The organism is Alteromonas sp. ABV2_168 (genome assembly GCF_056161165.1).
In genome coordinates this window covers 215,782-235,469 of the sequence record NZ_JBSWYQ010000010.1, presented here as the reverse complement: position 1 = coordinate 235,469, position 19,688 = coordinate 215,782, and the positions used below count along the sequence as shown (strand labels likewise).

The window sequence follows — 19,688 nt, the reverse complement described above, 5'->3', positions numbered from 1 at the left end:
CCCCGTAAGCACAAGTCTGAAGAAATGATGCTGGCTATGGGAAGATTTGTAGATTCTCTGGGCGGCAAGTATTTCACTGCTGAAGATTCCGGCATTGCAGTGACTGATTTGAAAACCATGGCAACACAGTCGGAATACATCACCGGTGTAAGTGCTAAGTATCATTACAATAATGAGCAGCCTGACGGCAATCCTGCTCCTTCAACAGCCTATGGTGTCTTCACCGGCTTGAAAGCAACAGTCGAACACGCGCTGAAAACAGATCTGAAAGGGGTGCGGGTGGCCATTCAGGGTGTTGGTCACGTGGGTTACCGTCTGGCGCAACATCTTCATGCCCACGGCGCTGAATTGTTCGTCACCGATATTTTTCCGGATGGTATAGAACGGGCTGTCTCTGAATTAGGTGCGACGGCGGTTAAGCCGGAAGAACTATACGGACTGGACGTGGATGTGATTGCCCCCTGTGCGCTCGGCGCATCCATTAATGATGAAACGGTGCCTGAGATAAAGGCCAAGGTGATTGCCGGTGCTGCGAACAATCAGCTTGCCAGAGAATCTATGGGGGAAGTTCTGCGCCAGAAGGGAATTGTTTATGCACCTGACTATGTGATTAATGCCGGTGGTGTGATTGATATTTATCACCAGCGCATGGAGTCATCCAGTGAAGCTATGCGTGAGCATATTGAGCAGATTGGCCTGACGCTGAAAGAAATCTATCAACGTGCTGATTCTGATGAAAAAGCCACCAATATTGTGGCAAATGTTATCGCTGAAGAACGATTTAATCACAAGGCTTGAAACTTCGTCTTCAAATCGTCATAATGCGCCGCTCCTGAAGACAGCCGTCACGGCATAGTATCTGTTTTCAGGAGCACGCAAAGTTCAATGGTGGGCCCTGGTCCTCTCGCAATGATACTCTGTGAACCCGGTCAGGCCCGGAAGGGAGCAGCCGCAGCAGACGACTCATGTGCCGGGATGTGGCTGGGGCCCGCCACCCAATCTCCTCACTCGTCTGTTCGTTTCGATTTTGCCTGGTCCAGATATTTTATCGCCTTGTCCACGGCGTGTTCCACATTCATTTCCATTTGTTGTCTTTCACTCTGAGGAAGATAAAACGCCATGTCAACTTCAAAGCGGATATACCGTGGCGGTACCTGATTCAGCGCAAGGCAGCAAATATCTGCCAGATAGTCTGATGATTTAGTTTTATCAAGCTCCAGTTCGCTAAGCCGCTGCAAAACAAGGTGCTCATAATAGTTATGGATATCATCATCTAACTTCATAATTTTTCCTTTTTACCGGTAATTACTAAACTTACCCATGTTGCCATGCTTACCTTAACAGGGTGTAAACCTGTTCTGCCAGCACAATAATGCCCTGAGTCTGGCGCACAGTTCCCTCTACTGTTTATAGTTTGTTTCGTGTAAATGTCGAGAATTATCCGCCACATCAGCATGTTTAGTGGTGCGGCAATCAGTTTGATGTTCACGACAGTCGAAATCTCCTTACCAATAAGGCAGGAATATGAAAAGGAATACCACGCCGGTTTATTACGGCGATTATCTGCAACTGGATAAAATTTTAGGCGCACAGGGCCTGCAAAGTGAAAAGTATGGTGCTGCGGCCCACGATGAAATGTTATTCATCATCGTCCATCAGGTTTATGAGCTGTGGTTTAAACAGGTGCTGCATGAATTGAATGCGGTCATTGATACCTTTTCTCAGGACAAAGTAAAAGATGAACAACTTATCGAAGTGGTTCACCGTCTGCACCGCATTATTCAAATTCAGCAACTGATGAATGACCAGATCTCAGTAATGGAGACCATGACGCCACAAGATTTCATGTCTTTCCGTGATTACCTCGTGCCTGCTTCGGGTTTTCAGAGTATTCAGTTCAAACGTCTGGAAATATCTCTTGGATTAAAGAGAGAGTTCAGAATCGACTTCGATAAACAGAGCTTTTATAACCGTCTGACAGATCAGGATCGTGCGTTGCTTGAAGCGCTGGAGTCAAAGGACAGTCTGTTTGAACTGATTGACCGCTGGCTAAGCAGGCTACCGCTGCTCAAAAAAGATGAATTCACCTTCTGGCAGCATTATCAGGAAACTGCAGAAGCACTGTTACTTCAAGACAAAGCCACTATCGAATCGACAGCACCCGATGAAGCATCACGGCGTCAGGAATTACATGACTGGCAAACAACAAGAGATAATTTCGCCGCGCTGTTCGACAATAAAAAATATAATGCACTAAGAGAGAAAGGGACATTCAGACTCAGCCATGACGGCATGCTGGCTGCCTTGTTCATCAAGCAATATTCTCAGGAACCTATATTTAATCTTCCGTTCCAGGTGATTACCGCATTAACGGAAATTGATGAGAAGCTGACGATATGGCGATACCGCCATGCAATGATGGTTCAGCGTATGATTGGCAGCAAAATAGGAACCGGAGGTTCGTCCGGACACCATTATCTCAAGCGGACTACGGAGTCGAATCGCATTTTTACTGATTTTTTCAACATGGCATCTTTCTTATTACCTAAGGCTTCACTCCCTCCATTGCCGGAAAATATCCGTAAGTACTGTGGCTTTTATTTAAGCGAATAGCATTGATTCGTATTACCTGCGCACTTGCTTCATTTTTTGTATAGATAAATTTACAGTATGATCAAATATGTCGTATTAAGTTATCAAAATGTTACTTGATCGTGACTTATGTTTAACGCTGTAATGAAGAATATTTCCAAATTTTGCTTTTATAAGGATGAGTGTTTTACGTACTTGTATTTTTTAGTGTTTTTATCTCATTAAGTGCGGCTTTATTGTCCTTAAAGATGATTGATTTCCTAATAATGTAAAAATTCAAAAAAAATTTGAACTTTTGGAACTGACCCCCGCAAAGTAAGTTGACCGTCTGATAAGTATGTGGTTATTATCATCGCTGAGGTGTTATACCTTTTAATAATAAGTCGTGAAAAAACGATTTAATAACACACACACTAATTATTTAGTGGTCCAGGGAGACAATACATGTTTGAAAATACAAGACTGGCGAAGTCAGTAAAGCTTGCTTGTGCCTTCGGCGCAGTAACTGCTGCCTCAATGACCAGCAATGGCGCATTCGCGCAAGAGGAAGCCACGGCAGATGGTGAAAAAGTTGAGAAGATCCAGGTAACTGGTTCTCGTATTCGTCGTACAGACATCGAATCTTCCAGCCCGGTTCAAATTACATCAGACGTTGAAATCAAACTGTCTGGTTTTACCCGTGTTGAAGACCTTCTGAACAGCCTGCCTCAAATCGAAGCTGGTCAAACAGCTTTCCAGGCTAACGGCGCTTCAGGTACGGCAACTGTCGACCTTCGTGGCCTTGGCCCGAGCCGTACTCTGGTATTGGTTAACGGTCGTCGCCTGCAGCCGGGCGGTGTTTACTCTCAGTCTGCTGACATTAACCAAATCCCTGCCGGTCTGGTTAAGCGTGTTGAAGTACTGACTGGTGGTGCATCAACCACTTACGGTGCTGATGCGGTAGCAGGTGTTGTTAACTTTGTAATGGACACTGACTTCGAAGGTTTCGAGTTCACTGCCGGCGCTCAGGGCTACCAGCACGATAACGACAATGCTTACATGCAAGGTCTGATGGATCAGCGTGATTTCGAGTACCCTTCAGGCAGCTCTGGCATTGACGGTACTTCTTTCAACTATGATCTGGCGATCGGTGGTAGCTTCGACGGTGGTAAAGGCCATGCTGTTGCTTATGCAACTTACCGTCGTGATAATGAATTACGTCAGGAAGCCCGTGATTACTCTTCATGTGCTCTGAACGCTGCAGGTACTGCATGTGGTGGTTCCGGTAACGCTGAAGTACCAAACTTCTACCTTGGTGGCGTAGCTGACGGTGCGTTTGACTGGGATAACTACGGTTACTACACCCTGGACACTAACAGTGATTTCATTGATTCAGTGGGTAACGTGTATAACTATGCGCCTATCAACCACTTCATGCGTCCGGATGAGCGTTACAGCATCGGTGCTTTCGTAAACTATGAAGTTAACGAGCACTTTAACCCGTACATGGAAACCATGTTCATGCGTGACGTAACACGTGCGCAGATCGCCGAATCCGGTACTTTCTTCGCTGAAACTTATCTGCTGGACTACGACAGTGAGTTGTTGAACGATTCTCAGCGTGCCTTCCTGACATCTGAGCTGGGTATTACCAGTGGTCAACAGTTTGCGACTTACATCGGTAAGCGTAACACTGAAGGTGGTCCACGTTCTTCTAACCTTGAGCACAACTCTTTACGTATGGTTGTGGGTACTCGTGGTGCGATCAACGACATGTGGGAATATGATGTATCTGCACAGTACGGTACTACCGGTTCTTCTGCTGCTTACATCAACGACTTCTACCTGGAAAACATCGCTGCAGCACTGTCTCCGGACTGTGATGGCGACTGTATCCCTTACGAAGTATTTACTTATCAGGGCATCACTTCAGAAGCTGCAAGCACCTTAACCGGTACTGCAATCCTGAATGGTGAAACTGCTGAAACTATCGTGAACGGTTACGTAAGCGGTGAGTTCGATTACACATTACCTACTGCTGACGCGCCAATCGCGGCTGTATTCGGTGCTGAGTACCGTAAAGAAGAGTTCTCACGTACTTCTGACACTGTATTCGCAACCGGCGCACTGGCTGGTCAGGGCGGTCCTACGCCTAGCATCTACGGTTCTTACAGCGTTAAAGAGCTGTTCACAGAATTAAGTGTACCTGTTCTTGAGTCACTGACTTTAGACTTGGGTTACCGTTACTCTGATTACAGCACTTCAGGCGGTACGGATACGTACAAAATCGCCGGTGAATTCCAGGTTAGTGACGACTGGATGATCCGTGCTAACTATAACCGTGCGGTTCGTGCACCTAACGTTGCAAACCTGTTTACTCCTCAGGAGCTGGGTCTGTGGTCTGGTGTTGATCCATGTGCCGGTGCAACGCCTGAATACAGTGAAGCACAATGTGCTCTGACTGGTGTTACAGCTGCGCAGTACGGTAACGTTGTTGCCAGCCCTGCAAGCCAGTACAACAACTACACTGGTGGTAACCCTAACCTTGACCCTGAAGTTGCTGATACTTACGGTTTAGGTGTGGTTGCAAACCCAATCGAAAACCTGAACTTCTCTGTTGATTACTGGTTAATCGAAATGGAAGACGTTATCGGTACAGTTGGCTCTGAACTGACAGTTCGTCAGTGTGCCCTGACTGGCAGCGCTACTTTCTGTGATAACGTTGTTCGTTCTGGTTCAGGTTCTCTGTGGTTAGGTACTGAAGGTTATGTTGCTGCTACTAACATCAACCTTGCCGGCCGTACCTGGGAAGGTATCGACTTAGACGCGAACTATGAGCTGGAAGTGGGTGAAGGTACAATCACTGCCCGTATGGTAGGTACTTACTTCATGACTAAGGAATACGATACAATTCCTGGCGTTACTGAAGCATATGACTGTTCCGGTGAAATCAGCACAGACTGTTTTGCTCAGCCTGAATGGCGTCACACTCTGACAGTTAGCTACACCACCGGTGACTTCTGGTCTTTACAGGCTAAATGGCGTTACTACGGCGAAGTTAACTATGACGGCGCAACGGATACTCTGCTTGCAGACGGCATTTCTGCACAAAGCTACCTTGATCTGAAAGGTACTTTTGATGTGAATGACCACGTTGGCGTACTGATTGGTGTGAACAACGTTCTGGATAAAGAGCCGCCTCTGGTTGGTGGTAGCTTGTCTTCTAACGGTAACGCAGTTGCTGGTTTCTACGACACACTGGGTCGTTTCCTGCACGCTAGCGTAACTGTTCGCTACTAAGATAAAATTTAACTTTGTAAAAGCCCCGACTTAGTCGGGGCTTTTTTGTTTTTATATCGTTAAAAAAGTGTTACTGGTCGCAATTGACTTGCTTAAAGTACTTGATTTGTGTGTCCCGCTGTTACAAAAATAGAGAGGTTGAAGAATCCGGAAAATAAAATAATAAATATAAGCAGGTAGTTACGTGGAAACACTCAATCACGGTCTGAAGGAAATTCAGCTGCTGATGCAACAGCAGCACTACGACAAAGCGCTTCATGCTATAAATGAACTCGAGCGGGCATTCGGGCCATCAACTGATACAACATTGTTTCGCGCCAGAATATGTTTATACACCCACAGGTATGCTGACGCAGAGAAAAGCTACCTTACAATCGGGGTCCCGGCGCTCATTAAATGTAATGAGATCTATAACTTTCTTTTTGTTCTGAAAAAGCTAAAAAAAATACACACAGCTATCAATCAGTACCAGCAGTATAATCTCTCGGATGTGACTCTGAATATGGCATTACTGTATTGCCAGTTGCTGCATGAAGCAGGCATGGCAGAGCTTCTGTTGAATCATCTGAGAAGTGCTTCAGCTAAATTTCAACATGATGAACAGTTTTTGATTACCAGTGCTTTCTATCATCGCCTGGCTAATCACCCGTCTCCTTCTTTTGAAGCGTTAGAAGCAAAATCAGGGACTTCAGAACATTACTTTCTGGAACTCGCACACGGTCACCTCCATCAACAACAGAACGCAAAAGCAACAGAGGTTTTGCATCAGGGATTGAAAGTTCATCCTCAAAGTATTGCCCTGCACAAGATGCTGGCAGAGACATTACGCACCATAGACCCTGACGGGAATATTTTTGAGGTACTGGATGCGCACATTGCCCGTCTTAATCAGAGTAGTGCGCAGGTACTACCGCTGGCGTTTCTTAAAGCAGAAATACTCATTACCATTAAATCATTCAGTGAAGCCGGTAAATATCTGGCCTCTCTGAGCCAGCGCTATCCCTCGCAACTCAGGCTGACATATTTGAAATCTGTGGTTGCTTGCCGGCTGGAAAAATATGCTGAGGCTGAACAATTACTGGATATTTGTATCAATGGCAGCGGCCCTGACAAGCGACTCTTTATTGATAAGTCTTTTTATCTCATGCGAAGAGGGGATTTTCCCGCTGCAGAGTCGTTTTTGATGAAGGCAGCCAATATTGCGCCATTCGATCAGGAAGTATTGGGGTATCTCAGTGTTTGCTGGCAGCAGAATAAAGCACAACACCGCAACTGGCTGGTTAATCAGCATGAGTTCGTGAAGTGCATACAGGTTAAAGACGATTTCGAACAGCTTGTACAATCAGAGGATGCCTGGCATCAACTCACCGGGTTTCTCAAACAGTTACACAGCAATCAGTATGACCCTCTGGATCAGAGTGTTAATGGCGGTTCACAAACAACCGGCAATTTGTTCTCGTTAACCGATCCCCTCATCTTCAATCTCAAACAGGTGCTCGAAAGAGCTGTTGAGCAGTATCTCAAAAACTTGCCAAATGATCCCAACCATCCGTTTTTAAAACGAAAAGGCTCCGGCTTTTGTTGTTCGGGAAGCTGGTCAGTAAGATTACGGGGTGAAGGCTTTCATACCAACCATGTCCATCCGGTAGGCTGGCTTTCAGGTTGCCTGTATGTCGATGTGCCATCGTCATTATTAAATAGCCATGCTATGGAACAAAAAGCGGGCTGGATAAAATTCGGTGTCTCAGACATTGTGCCGGATGTTGCGCCTGATGCCTCGTACCCGCCGGTGCCGGGCAATCTGATGTTGTTTCCGGCGTATTTCTGGCACGGCACTAATCCGTTTAAGGTGGAGGAAGCAGAGCAGGGGGCTTCACGGTTAACCGTGATTTTTGATATAGAGCCGGTTTACGGTTAGTTGCCGAATAGTTCGCTGTAATGGTTCCAGCGTCCGACGGACCGGTTATGAAGGGGCTGACGGACCTGTTCCATAGAAGCTGTGGTAATAATCCCGTTATCATCTGACCCGCTGTTGCGGGCAGCGGGATCAAGACCAAGCCATTTGAGCACGGTATTAACGGTGTCCGCTTGATTTGCAACCAGGTCTTCGTAAGACACAGTCAATATGTCCTCTTCATAGTGTGTTTGCCAGTAAGACAGTAATGACTGTTGACGGTCGAGGTAGTCCAGCGCAGTTTCTGTCGTCAATGAATAAGACATTGCCGGGCCAAAACGGTTAAACAATAAAGATGTCGCAATGTCTTTATGATTGCGGCCGGTACATATAAACCGCGCACGGGGAAAGAGGGTTTTAATAAATCCGATTTTTTCAATATTGTCCGGTCGTTTATCAAGCACCATGGTATCACCGGTTGTTCGTAAAGCATCGAGCCGCATAAGGTAGGTTCGTCTGATCCGGTCAATAGATTCAGATGTTATTTCAGCAGCAGGTGGAAATCCTCCGCATATTAGGGGAGCGAATTTGAAGAAATGATCAATCTCTCCACCTGAACAGAGAAGAGGGTGAGCTGACAGTTGTTTTTCAAGAAGCGTTGAGCCACTCCTGAAAGGGCCGCAAATAAACACAGGCGACACATCATCTGATTCTGAGACAGGGTTCTGCGGAATCCTGCAATAGGTTTTGTGCCATGCCTGTATGCCGGACAACCGTTTCCGGTGACATTCTTTTATCGACTGAATATGTGAATGAAACAGAGCCAGGTCGACATTGTTAGCCTGTACTATTAACCGGGAGGCTGTGTCGTAATCATTTCTGCTGTCAAACCAGCGGGCAACTGCATAAACAAGATCAACGTCATCGTTATCTTTAAATGCGCCCGGAGACACAAAATGCGAAGATACCTGACTTGCGAGCCGGGCAATATCCGCAGACTGATGATCGCCCGGAAATTCAACTAATCTGGCAAGGGCACGCTTTTTATATTCCTGAGATGAAAGCAACGACTCAAACGTGCGTTTTGCCGCAGGATAGTCTCCGGTTTTCTGTAAAAATCCGCCGTAGTCAAACAACCCCGCTTTGTAACCGGGGGACAAAGATAGCGCCTCACGGTAATGTTTAAGCGCTGTTAGTTTATCAAGGTAATGGTCTGTATAGATAACCGCGAGCTTAAGATGCACTTCTTCCGGTTGTTCAATATGTTTTTCGAGACACAGTTTGTAGAAGCGAATTGCTTTCCCGTAATCCCCGCAGCCTTCTGCATACCAGGCAATATTAAACAAAATATTATGGTTATCGGGATGGCGTTGATTAAAAGTTTCCAGTACTTCAACTGCCTTAAAAACCTCGTTATTGAAAGCATAGGTTTCAGCCAGTTTTTCACTCCACAGAGGATTGTCACTTTCGCGCTCTGATTGTTGTTCATAGAAACGTATTGAAAAAACGGATCCCGGTTGTGCTTTTGCCAGTTCAAAATAAAAGGAAACCCTTTCACGTTCTGTCAGAGAGTGCTCCTCATCTACCATACGCCTTGCTTCATCAAATTGTTGCTTATCAAGCAATTGACGGAAACTGGAAACAAGTACAGCTATATTCATCGGGTTCTCTTTTGCTGAATCGCACTCTCAGCGAATGCGGGTAAATTCATTGAGCAGGGTAACATTTTTCCACGGGAATCCGAATTGGTAAACCTGCTATTTATGTGCGGTGAGTGGTTGATAATTGGCCATGAATAACCGAAGTTTGCTTGTAGCTTATTTGTAACACTTGAGAAAAAATGCCGGAGTTAAAGCAAAAAAACTGCTCTAAATGGCCTCTTTCTTCAGAAAAGTACGAAAACAGAGCAAAGTTACAATAACTGAATAACGTTTTATTAACGTCAAATCCTGAAACGCTTTAAACACGGGTATTTTGATCGGGGAGGCTGCATTAAGGAAAAAGCGATATCCGACAACATTTATCGCAATTTTACGCCTTTTTATCTACAAAGGAGGGCAAAATATGCCGGTTTTCATAACTTATTCTGGTAAGACCATTGCAAAATTGGTTATTCAGTAATCGTTCAGTCATTTTAAAATGCGGTGTTAAGACTGTGTTACTTGACTCATTCTATTAATCCGTGTGAGTATTAGAGTTCGTAGTGTTGGCGTTTTACGACAATCACTACCTTCCTTAAAAACATTGATAAAGTTTTTACGCCCCTGGCTCGAACATAATTTTATGTATCGCGCGAGGATTCAAATAAGAAATTTGGTTGGGAACTATGTCCAAGATGAGCAAGAGAACTCTTATTGCTTCTACTGTGATCGGTGCTTTCGCACTAACTGGTAGTGCAGCTGTCTCTGCAGTGGAGCTATCCGATCTTCAAAAAGAAGACGCGAAGATTCAGGCTGCTGCAGCGAAATCTCAAGAAAAAATCAACACGCTGTTCGAACAGTCTCAAGAACTACTTGTTGAATACCGTCAAGTTGTAGATCAAACAGAAAACCTGAAGATCTATAATGACTACATCGCTAGCCTGGTTGCTGACCAGCAACGTGGTATCGATTCTTTGCAACGTCAAATCGACAGCATTGAAGCAACTAAGCAGGGCATTGTTCCTCTTATGTTCCGCATGATCGATAGTCTTGAAAAATTCATCGAGCTGGATACGCCTATCCACCTGGAAGAGCGTCGCGAACGTGTTCAACGTCTTCGTGACCTGATGGCTAACTCTAACGTAACGGTTTCTGAGCAGTTCCGTCAGGTAATTGAAGCCTATCTGGTAGAAGTTGAGTACGGTACGAAGATGTCTTCCTACCAGGGTACTATTGAAGCTGATGGCGCAGAACAGACTGTTGATTTCTTCAACTTGGGTCGTACTGCACTGCTGGCTCTGTCTCTTGACCAGACACATGCCTGGGTATGGAACAACGATGCCCGTTCATGGGAAAAATTAGGTGACGAATACCTGGCCTCTACTGTTAATGCAGTAAAAATGGCTCAGGGAACTATTCCACCTGATCTGATCAAGTTACCAATCAAAGCAGCGGAGTAAGCGTTAATGAAACCAGTATTCAAATCTCTTGTAGCCGCTGCAACATTAGCAGTGGTAGCTTCCGGTGCGCAGGCACAAGAAGCAGTGAGCCTGCAGGATCTACTGGAGCAGGTTAAGCAAAACCGTGTCTCTGAATCTCGCATTAACAAGCAACGTGAAGCAGAATTCCAATCTGCACGTGCTGATAAGCAAGCATTGCTGAAAAAAGCCCAATCTGACCTGACTGCAGAGCAGAATCGTGGTGACCGTTTAGCACAGCAATTCTCTGACAACGAAACTACGTTGAACGACAAAGCTGCTGAGCTGGACCAGGCAACTGGTACACTGGGCGAAATGTTCGGTGTTGTTCGTCAGGCTTCTTCTGAAGCATTCGGACGTATTTCTACGTCTATCGTAAGTGCACAGTATCCTGGCCGTGACGATTTCCTGGCAGAAATGTCAGAAGAATCTAAAGGTCTGCCAAACATCAGTGAACTGGAAGATCTGTGGTTTGCTCTTCAAACTGAAATGACTCAGTCTGGCGAAGTTGTTCGTTTCAACACTGAAGTTGTGAGCCTTGAAGGTGGTTCTTCTGAGCAGGAAGTTGTTCGTGTTGGTGCATTCAACCTGATCAGTGATCAAGGTTACCTGGCTTACGATGCAGAAAACGAAGTTGTTCAGCCTCTGGGTCGTCAACCTGACGGTTACCTGGTAGCGTCTGCAAAAGACCTGGTTAACGCTACTTCTGGCCTTGTAGCTTTCAATGCTGACCCTTCTCAAGGTGCAATCCTTGGTCTGTTGAAGCAAAAAGCGACAATGTCTGAGCGCTACCATGCAGGTGGTGTTGTAGGTTATGTAATCACAGGTATGTTGGTTATCGGTCTGTTAATCGGCGTATTCAAGATGATTCAGCTGGGTGCAGTTGGTGCGAAAATTAAATCGCAACAGAAAAACCCTGGCAATCCTTCTACCAGCAACCCTCTGGGTCGTATCCTGACAGTTTATAAAGAAAACAAAACTGTTGATGCAGAAAGCCTTGAACTGAAACTGGACGAAGCAATTCTGAAAGAATTACCGACTATCGAAAGCGGTATCAACGTAATCAAGATTTTCGCTGCAATCGCACCTCTGCTGGGTCTGTTAGGTACAGTACTTGGTATGATCGCGACGTTCCAGACGATTACATTGTTCGGTACTGGTGACCCTCGTATGATGGCAGGTAGTATCTCGATGGCACTTGTAACTACTGCTCAGGGTATTATCGCGGCTCTGCCTCTGATCCTTACTCACAGCATTGTAGCTTCACGCAGCAAGTCTATCGTTCACATCCTGGACGAGCAAACAGCGGGTATCATCGCTGCTCACTCAGAGTCGGAGAAGGCGTAATATGATTTACCTGATTGGATTATGGGAATCTGTCAGGGATTTTATCGCTACCGGTGGTGACGTACTTTATTTCGTCGCCCTCGCGCTCTTTCTCATGTGGGTACTTATGATTGAGCGCTACTGGTATATGACTTCAGTGTTTCCAAAGGTGAAGAAAGACATTATCGCCAAATGGGATGCTCGTAGTGATACTACCTCTTGGTATGCGCATAGAATCCGTGACGCATGGATTTCTCAGGCGTCAGATGATCTGGACGCCAGGATGCTAATCATTCGCACGTTAGTGGCAATGTGTCCACTAATCGGTCTGCTGGGTACAGTTACCGGTATGATTACAGTATTTGAGACTATGGCAACGCAGGGAACCAGTAATGCACGTTTGATGGCATCTGGTATCTCAATGGCAACAATCCCGACAATGGCGGGTATGGTTGCGGCATTGTCCGGACTATTCATTAGTTCTCGTCTCGAAGCTAAAGCGAAGATGGCAAAAGAAGGCTTAGTTGATAGCCTGCCACATCACTAGAGAGAACGATTATGGCTCGAAAAGTCAGAACCGAAGAGGAAGATGCAGCAATTGATATGACGCCGATGCTCGACATCGTGTTCATCATGCTTATTTTCTTCATCGTTACTACTGTTTTCGTTAAAGAAGCAGGCATTGAAGTTAACAAGCCTGAGGCGAGCCAAGCGTTTCTTCACAAGAATGCCAACATTTTCATCGCTGTAACTGAAGATGGAACTGTATGGCTAGATAAACGTGAAGTCGCTGTGGACACCGTAAGGGCTAATTTAGAGCGATTACTTACAGAGCAGCCAACGGATTATGTATTTATCCAGGCTGACGTCAAAGCCAAGCATGGTATCGTAGTCAAGGTTATGGACCAGGTTAAAGCCGCAGGCATTGACCGTATATCGGTAGCGGCAAGGGGTTAAGATGGTAAGGATAATCGTTTCTATATTATTAGGTGCGTTAGTTGCCTTTGGTCTGTTTGTTGTTATGGCAAAGCTCATTGAGAACTCTGCCAGACCTGCAGACGAGGTACCGGAAGCACCAGTTATTGATATCGTGATGCAGGAGCCGGATGATGAGACGCAAACGCGTACGCGTAAGCCACCTCCGCCTCCGCCGCCACCTCAGCAGCCACCTAAAGTTCAACCTGTTGAACCGGAAGCTGCTGAACCAAACACAGATGGTTTCAGTCTGGCAATTCCGTCAGTTGATACCGGTGGTGTTGGTGTAGATATTGGCGGTGTTGGTGCGATGCAACGCGATGGTGACGCTACACCAATCGTACGTATCGATCCTAAGTACCCACCTGATGCTGCCCGTGATGGACGTGAAGGTTGGGTAAAACTGCAGTTCACTATTAATGAACAGGGTGGTGTTGATGACATCAGTGTTATCGATGCAGATCCCAAGCGTATCTTCGACCGTGAAGCGCGTCGCGCGCTGAGCAAGTGGAAGTACAAGCCAAAAATTGTTGACGGTAAAGCGGTTAAGCAAGAAGGCATGTTCGTTCAACTGGACTTTAAACTGGAGCAATGATCATGAAACTACGTACATTTAAAATGTCCGCCGTTGCTTTGGTCATGGGTATTGGTGCTGCGATTGCAGCGCCAATGGCCGCAGCGCAAACAGCGCCTGCAGCGGCTAAACCTTCTGGCCCTGTACTGTGTCCTGGCTATGTCAAGGGTAAAACTACTCTTGTTGGCGAGCGTACCGGTAAGAAAGTTCAGGCTGCTTTTGAAGCCTACAATGAAGACCGTGTTCAGGAAGCTATCGATATCCTTAAAGAAGTGGATCCAAGTGACGACTTCGATAAGGCATACGTAAACCGCTTCCTGGGTAACCTGATTGCGTCTCAGGAAGGTAAGGGTGCAGAAGCATTCGGTTACCTTCAGTCAGCGGTACAAACTAAAGTACTGAATGACCTTGAGCACGCAGGCACGCTGAAGTTACTTGGTGACTTAAGCATGCAGGAACAAAAGTTCGACGACGCTGTTAAGTACTATGACAAGTGGATGGACTTTACCTGTAAAGAAGATGCACAGGTTTACACACGTAAAGCACAAGCATTGTATGAGCAGAAGAAGTTTAGCCAGGTTGCAGCAACTGCTGACAAAGCTATCAAACTGAATTCTGAAGCTGGCAAGCCAGACAAGAACCCTTATCTATTGAAACTTTCTGCTTTCTTTGAAGACAAAAAGTATCCTGAAACGGTAAGCGTTGCTGAAGTGCTTGTTAACATGTTCCCTGAGAATCCAACTTACTGGGTTCAACTGGGTAGCTTCTATATGATGGTTGAGCGTTTTGATAAAGCTGTACAAACTCTGGATATCGCTTACACGGCGGGTTATCTTGAGAAAGACAGTCAAATCAAACAGCTTGCTTCCCTGTATGCAAATGCGGGTAATCCACATAAGTCTGCTGAACTACTGTCTAAGTATGTTAAGAGCGGCCTGCTGAAGAAAGATGCGGAGATGTATGCAAACATCGCTAACTCTTATCACCAGGCGAAGGACTATAAAGATGCGGCCAGTTATTACGGCAAAGCTGCAGAAGCAGATAGCGATCCTGAATATTATCGTAAGCAGGGTACTTTGTTACTCGTAGCTGAAGATTATAAAGGTGCTATCAAAGCTCTTAACAATGCTCTGGAACGTGGTGCTGAAGATCCCGCTAAGATTCACTTCTCATTAATGGAAGCGAACTTCTATATCGGTAACTACAAAGCAGCTTACGATCACATTCAGATTGCTAAGAAAGATAAGTCTTTACGCAGAAATGCGATGGCGTGGGAACCTTATATTAAAGATAAGGCTAAAAACCGCGGGATTAAGATTTAATGCTTAATTAGAATTAAAAAACCCTGCATCAGCAGGGTTTTTTGTTTCAGTACTTCTAATTTTATCTTTTATATCCGGCTCACAACCTGATTTAAAACTGACCTCCGTCTTGCACGGACGACAGAAGTTGTTTACACCGGCGTCTGAGATCATTAACCATCTCTTTCTTACCTTGCAAGCCCGTGCGGTCCGCTAACTGTTTCAAAGAGTCACCTGCAGATAATCTGCGAAGTATTGCAGCTAATTCGATATCAGTGCCGGAATGGGCTTTATCAGCCAGTTGGGTTAAATAATTCAGCGAGGAATATAAATGGTCGATACTCCGGCTGCCTTCAACGAACTGGCGGAGCCTTAATAAATGGCGATTACGCAGAAGCGGGGGGAGCTCATCGTTTTCTTCCAGTGCCAAAAGCTGATCGATGGCTTCTTCTGCCCTCTGAGAGACCGGATTGACGACCAGTGCACTGATCAATCCTGATGCTTTATCTGGTTTACTGCCCCGTTTTACAATTGTAAAACCATTAGTTATCCAGAATCTCAGTAACTGGTCATCAGCACCAAACGATGAGGTGATCAAATCAGCACCTTCAGTCTGGCAGGTGAAAACAATTTGCTTGAGTAATTTTGACCCGAGACCTTTTGACTGCCAGTCAGGACTCACTGCAATGCGGTTAATCCGCCTTATTTTCATGGATGCAAAATTAGCATCGGTGCTCATCAAAGCCAGACTCTGTGCCGTCAGATGGCCTTTTACACGACGTTTTCCTTCTGAAATATGCTCAGTGAGGGCTACCGGCGCAATACTGCCTTCATGCTCTACTACTGCGGCAGCAATAATCTTGCCTTTCACAGTAAGAAGGTAGAAGTTGTTTTGAGGAGAGTCTGTCAGTCTTAACATGTCATCGGGACTACTCTGGTAATGCGCAGCAGTAAGCATTTCCAGTACCTGACGGAGTGTTGACGGTTCCATGTCTCTTGCCGGCAGTACAAGGTGCTCCGGTGAAACAAGTTCCCGCGGGTCTTCACGGCTCAGCGGTTGTCTGAATGTCAGCTTCGATACCAGAGCTTCCAGTTGGTCGCCACCGCGCCAGCGTACAGGCTCTGACAGCTTTCTCACCGGAATATTGTGCGGCTCGAGAAACTTGGTTCTGAATCCTTGTCCACTGCCTTCATAACCGTCTGTGGTAGAGCTTAAGATAACAAACGCAGGTGTTGATAATAAGCGCTGTAGCAGCGGCAGTGGCAGCGCCGCTGCTTCGTCTATGACGAGAACATCAATGTTATCTTCGGATAACAGCGGGTTGTCCGTAGCCATCCACTGCGCTCTGTTTCCGCTTTCGCATTCTAAGGACGCGAGTAATCCTGAGACAGAGACTTGCGAATACGCTGTCACAGCTACATTTAACCCCAATTTCAGAAAGTGGGCGATAATTTTACCGGATAAAAAAGACTTTCCTCTGCCTCTGGCTGCCTCAATACAAACACACTTGTAAGTGCTGTAGTCATCCTGCGTGATCTCGTCAAACACCTTCTGCTGGGCAACTGTCAGTCTGTCAGACTCTGAAATGCGGGAAACTTCCACAGGCTGCGGGGAGGGTAAGTACACGCTGTCACGGCTGATCACGCCCGTCTCCGGAGTGTCTGTTAAAGGGCGCAGAATCTTATCGATATACACACTGCTATTCAGTGTTTCTCCGTAGCTTAAAAAATAGGGGCGGGTAACCGACGGATGATTGTGCCAGCTATCTGATGGCGGTGTCAGGAGTATTAGTGTTCCGGATACTTTTACTGTGCCGGCCAGAGCCGTCAGTACAGATGGCCTGAATTGCTCCGAGAAGTCGATGATAACAATGTCATACTCACTGCCTAAACACTGCCGGTATAAATTGAGTGGCGTGATCTTCGTTATCGTGGATTTTGCTGTATCAACAGGCCTGGCGTTAAGTTCGCCGGCAATGCAAACAGAAATACCTTCAGGCAGTGATGAGAGTATGCCTTCTGCTGTGGTGGCATGGTGATGCTTATCGCCATGGATCACCAGTCTTTGCCGGTGATAATCGCTGGTATTACAAAACAGAGGTGCTGTAAGCCAGTCAGTCACAGTTGTCTGAGCCATTTGATATCATTTCACGTATAATCCAGCCGCTATTTTATCTATTGTTTACGAGGAATTCGAATGCGCTTTTTATCCCGCCGGCTTGTCATGCCCAATGATCTTAATTACGCCAATGCTTTATTTGGTGGCCGGGCGATGGAATGGATTGATGAGGAAGCAGCAATTTTCGCTATTTGTCAGCTGGAAACAAACTGTCTGGTCACTAAGCATATTGGTGAAATTACGTTTGAATCCCCGGCGTTACAGGGCGATATCGTTGAGTTTGGTCTGGAAACTAAATCGGTGGGGCGTACGTCGATTACGGTAACATGTCTGGTGAGAAATAAAGCGACCAAGAAAACCATATGTCTCGCTGATGATATTGTTTTTGTAACTCTCGATCCGGATTCCCGTACTCCGACGCCCCATGGTAAAACGATGGAGATATTGAAAGCACAAACAGAGGCTGAAATCCGCAGCCTGAATCTGAATGCAGAATAAACGGTTAAAGCCACCTGCTCACAAGTTCTGATGCGGGTAAGCGGCACTGATCATTGATCTCAGGCCGCTGAAACCCGCCACCTCGTCACGATCTCTTCCAGCATCTCACTTTGCACCTTAGTCAGCGTATCCTGACTGTATTCAGGTGTTTCCTGTGAATTCAGCAGATTGAATGCGATGGTATGACACAGTGTGATCTGGCCCGTAAGGCTGTCAGAATTTCCATTTTCGTCGTTGCTGCACAGTTTCCACAATTGCTGATTCACTGCACTGTTAAAACCCCATCTCAGTAACATTAACGATGTGGCACCATACAGGCAAACGCCGTATTCATCATTGATACGGTTAAGGAAAACGTCAAATGAAGCGCTTTCATCCCAGTGAGTGACTGCGCCGTCTGAAAACAGACATTCGTCGTGAAAAATTAGAAACAGGGATAACGTGCCAAACAGTAAAAGCTGTTTGACCTGCTCAGTTTGGTCCTCGTTTAAGCGGTTAAAACCGAACAGGCGCTGAAAGATAGTCAGGCTCAGCAGCATCGCATCGGTGAGCAGGTTAACTTTATCAAACCGGCATTGAGAGGTTAGCAACTGCTGCGCTGCGAAAATTACGGCAAGATTCCGGATATTGCCGAGCCCGAGATTCCGGCCGATTGCCTGTTCAAGATTTTTGGGTACAGAGCCATAAACCGCTCTGCTGGCCTTGCTCATAACGTGGGCCTGAAAAATCGGATCTTTTTCAATCAGTGAGACCACATCTGCCAGCGTCATTGTTTCGCAGTCCATATTCAGCAGAGACTGAATTGAATTGGGCAGGGGAGGCAGGTTCTCCACCACATTAATGAGATTACCGTTACCTTTTTGAAAACGCAGGCGGTTGCCAAGCTGGCGTAGCTGTCCTGCACTGATCCCGGCATGTTCCTTAAAACTGCGCTCAAAGGATCGGCGGTCAGAGAAGCCAAGGCGGGCGGCGGTGTCTTCCGTTTTTTCGCCACTGAGTAACCGGTGACATGACTGGTCATGAATGTACTCTTTGAGTAATGCGCTGAAGGAAATGGACTCTTGCCTTAACTGGCGACGAAACGCGGACTCCGTCTGACCGAGTTGCGTTGCTACCCATTCCGAACGGATCCTTGCCGGGCTCGGGGCTTTGAGAAATGCTTCTTTAACCTGCTGCTTTAATGGCAAATCATTGCTGGTGTCGAGGTTTCCCGCCAGCATTTTTTTAATCGACTGAGAATAGTAAAACGACGCCTGTGTACACCACTTATTATCAAAAAGCAGGCTTACAACGACTCCCTCATGTCTGATATCACCGCTGCTGACCGGCCTTAATAAGCTGACCGGTTGTTCGCCTGATGGCGGTAAGGTGACCGTGGTGAAGTCGAATTTTCTGCCGGCCAGGTGACGGCACAAAGCGAGGAGGAAATAACAGCGGAATTCGGTAAGAACAGGATGTGATGATGGCTGAAACCGGAGACAGGTTTCATTTCCGTCAGTTTTTACGGTCAATGCTGCACTGTTGCCCAGAATATAGTGGTAGTGTTTCCCCAGTACATGGAGTGCGTCATCAATATGCTTACTGGCCGTGAGATACACCACCAGATTACTCATTTTGTTGAAATCAAGATAGCCAATCAGGGAGCGGCCAATTGTCTCATATTCACTGGCAGGACAAAGAGAGTGAAGAATAGACGCCAGTCCGTCATCGTCCATTTTCTCATTTTCTATTTGTGTGACGCTTTCGAGCATCGTTGTGTCATATTCGTTATCAAGTCCGTTATCCCTTCTCAGACTCAATAAAGCGCGGATGACTGCCGACCAGAAAAAACCGTGATACTGCACGTTTGCTCCTAATACCGGATCCCTTCAGTCAAGGATATAAGAATTACCTGTGCCTTGACAGAAAAAGGGTGAATTTTGTGTTGGTACAAATTTGTACCGGATTTCGTTCAGAAGTGTCCTGTTTTACTTGCGGGCCTCTCCCTATCATTACAACCGTCGACTCATTGG

At 46.1% G+C, this 19,688-nt stretch carries 15 protein-coding genes, 1 other RNA gene and 1 pseudogene; 13 read left to right on the top strand and 4 right to left on the bottom strand.

Annotated features, from left to right (window positions below):
* The coding region (locus ACXAH4_RS15880) for a Glu/Leu/Phe/Val dehydrogenase family protein (RefSeq protein WP_474882592.1) at nucleotides 1–798 on the top strand (798 nt) is incomplete at its 5' end.
* A gap of 95 nt (nucleotides 799–893) precedes the next feature.
* Nucleotides 894–990: signal recognition particle sRNA small type (gene ffs, locus ACXAH4_RS15875), an RNA gene on the top strand.
* 14 nt (nucleotides 991–1,004) lie between these two features.
* On the opposite strand, the gene ACXAH4_RS15870 is transcribed toward ffs, so the two are convergent.
* Entirely contained in the window at nucleotides 1,005–1,283 is a 279-nt protein-coding gene (locus tag ACXAH4_RS15870; RefSeq protein ID WP_119500635.1) for a late competence development ComFB family protein, read from the bottom strand.
* A 241-nt stretch (nucleotides 1,284–1,524) separates the two neighbouring features.
* Between ACXAH4_RS15870 and ACXAH4_RS15865 the strand changes: the two genes are divergently transcribed.
* From ACXAH4_RS15865 to ACXAH4_RS15850, 4 genes and pseudogenes are all read left to right on the top strand, one after another.
* A complete protein-coding gene (locus ACXAH4_RS15865) occupies nucleotides 1,525–2,613 on the top strand; it encodes a tryptophan 2,3-dioxygenase family protein (protein WP_474844704.1) in 1,089 nt (362 codons plus the stop codon).
* 423 nt (nucleotides 2,614–3,036) lie between these two features.
* On the top strand, nucleotides 3,037–5,871 hold the full coding sequence (locus ACXAH4_RS15860) for a TonB-dependent receptor domain-containing protein (RefSeq protein WP_474844705.1): 2,835 nt from the start codon (nucleotides 3,037–3,039) through the stop codon (nucleotides 5,869–5,871).
* 184 nt (nucleotides 5,872–6,055) lie between these two features.
* A pseudogene (locus tag ACXAH4_RS15855) lies at nucleotides 6,056–6,226 on the top strand (hypothetical protein); the annotation flags it as partial.
* A 147-nt stretch (nucleotides 6,227–6,373) separates the two neighbouring features.
* Nucleotides 6,374–7,789 (top strand): 2OG-Fe(II) oxygenase family protein, encoded by a 1,416-nt coding sequence (locus ACXAH4_RS15850; RefSeq protein WP_474882603.1) that lies wholly within the window; start codon nucleotides 6,374–6,376, stop codon nucleotides 7,787–7,789.
* Here ACXAH4_RS15850 and ACXAH4_RS15845 read toward each other — a convergent pair.
* Complete coding sequence (locus ACXAH4_RS15845) at nucleotides 7,786–9,426, bottom strand: tetratricopeptide repeat-containing sulfotransferase family protein (protein ID WP_474882590.1); 1,641 nt, start codon at nucleotides 9,424–9,426, stop codon at nucleotides 7,786–7,788. The two genes, ACXAH4_RS15850 and ACXAH4_RS15845, sit on opposite strands and share 4 nt — an antisense overlap.
* Nucleotides 9,427–10,100: 674 nt before the next feature.
* Here ACXAH4_RS15845 and ACXAH4_RS15840 point away from each other — a divergent pair.
* The 6 genes from ACXAH4_RS15840 to ACXAH4_RS15815 are packed head-to-tail and all read left to right on the top strand — an operon-like array spanning nucleotide 10,101 to nucleotide 15,080.
* Complete coding sequence (locus ACXAH4_RS15840; protein ID WP_119503338.1) at nucleotides 10,101–10,865, top strand: DUF3450 domain-containing protein; 765 nt, start codon at nucleotides 10,101–10,103, stop codon at nucleotides 10,863–10,865.
* 6 nt (nucleotides 10,866–10,871) lie between these two features.
* The gene (locus tag ACXAH4_RS15835) at nucleotides 10,872–12,230 is read left to right on the top strand and encodes a MotA/TolQ/ExbB proton channel family protein (RefSeq protein WP_474844708.1); all 1,359 of its coding nucleotides are present in this window, start codon (nucleotides 10,872–10,874) and stop codon (nucleotides 12,228–12,230) included.
* Between the two features lies 1 nt (nucleotide 12,231).
* Complete coding sequence (locus ACXAH4_RS15830; RefSeq protein WP_119500641.1) at nucleotides 12,232–12,756, top strand: MotA/TolQ/ExbB proton channel family protein; 525 nt, start codon at nucleotides 12,232–12,234, stop codon at nucleotides 12,754–12,756.
* An 11-nt stretch (nucleotides 12,757–12,767) separates the two neighbouring features.
* Nucleotides 12,768–13,166, top strand: coding sequence for an ExbD/TolR family protein (locus ACXAH4_RS15825; protein WP_119500642.1), 399 nt, complete (start codon nucleotides 12,768–12,770; stop codon nucleotides 13,164–13,166).
* Nucleotide 13,167: 1 nt separating this feature from the next.
* The gene (locus tag ACXAH4_RS15820; protein ID WP_119500643.1) at nucleotides 13,168–13,779 is read left to right on the top strand and encodes an energy transducer TonB; all 612 of its coding nucleotides are present in this window, start codon (nucleotides 13,168–13,170) and stop codon (nucleotides 13,777–13,779) included.
* A gap of 2 nt (nucleotides 13,780–13,781) precedes the next feature.
* The gene (locus ACXAH4_RS15815; RefSeq protein ID WP_474844709.1) at nucleotides 13,782–15,080 is read left to right on the top strand and encodes a tetratricopeptide repeat protein; all 1,299 of its coding nucleotides are present in this window, start codon (nucleotides 13,782–13,784) and stop codon (nucleotides 15,078–15,080) included.
* A gap of 91 nt (nucleotides 15,081–15,171) precedes the next feature.
* On the opposite strand, the gene ACXAH4_RS15810 is transcribed toward ACXAH4_RS15815, so the two are convergent.
* Nucleotides 15,172–17,196 carry a GNAT family N-acetyltransferase gene (locus ACXAH4_RS15810; RefSeq protein ID WP_474882589.1) on the bottom strand — a complete coding sequence of 675 codons (2,025 nt, stop codon included), beginning with the start codon at nucleotides 17,194–17,196 and terminating at the stop codon, nucleotides 15,172–15,174.
* Nucleotides 17,197–17,256: 60 nt separating this feature from the next.
* On the opposite strand from ACXAH4_RS15810, the gene ACXAH4_RS15805 reads away from it, so the two are divergent.
* Nucleotides 17,257–17,676 (top strand): acyl-CoA thioesterase, encoded by a 420-nt coding sequence (locus tag ACXAH4_RS15805; RefSeq protein ID WP_119500645.1) that lies wholly within the window; start codon nucleotides 17,257–17,259, stop codon nucleotides 17,674–17,676.
* 59 nt (nucleotides 17,677–17,735) lie between these two features.
* Here the strand turns inward: ACXAH4_RS15805 and ACXAH4_RS15800 are convergent, their stop codons facing one another.
* Nucleotides 17,736–19,520, bottom strand: coding sequence for a helix-turn-helix domain-containing protein (locus tag ACXAH4_RS15800; RefSeq protein ID WP_474882588.1), 1,785 nt, complete (start codon nucleotides 19,518–19,520; stop codon nucleotides 17,736–17,738).
* Between the last annotated feature and the right edge of the window lie 168 nt (nucleotides 19,521–19,688).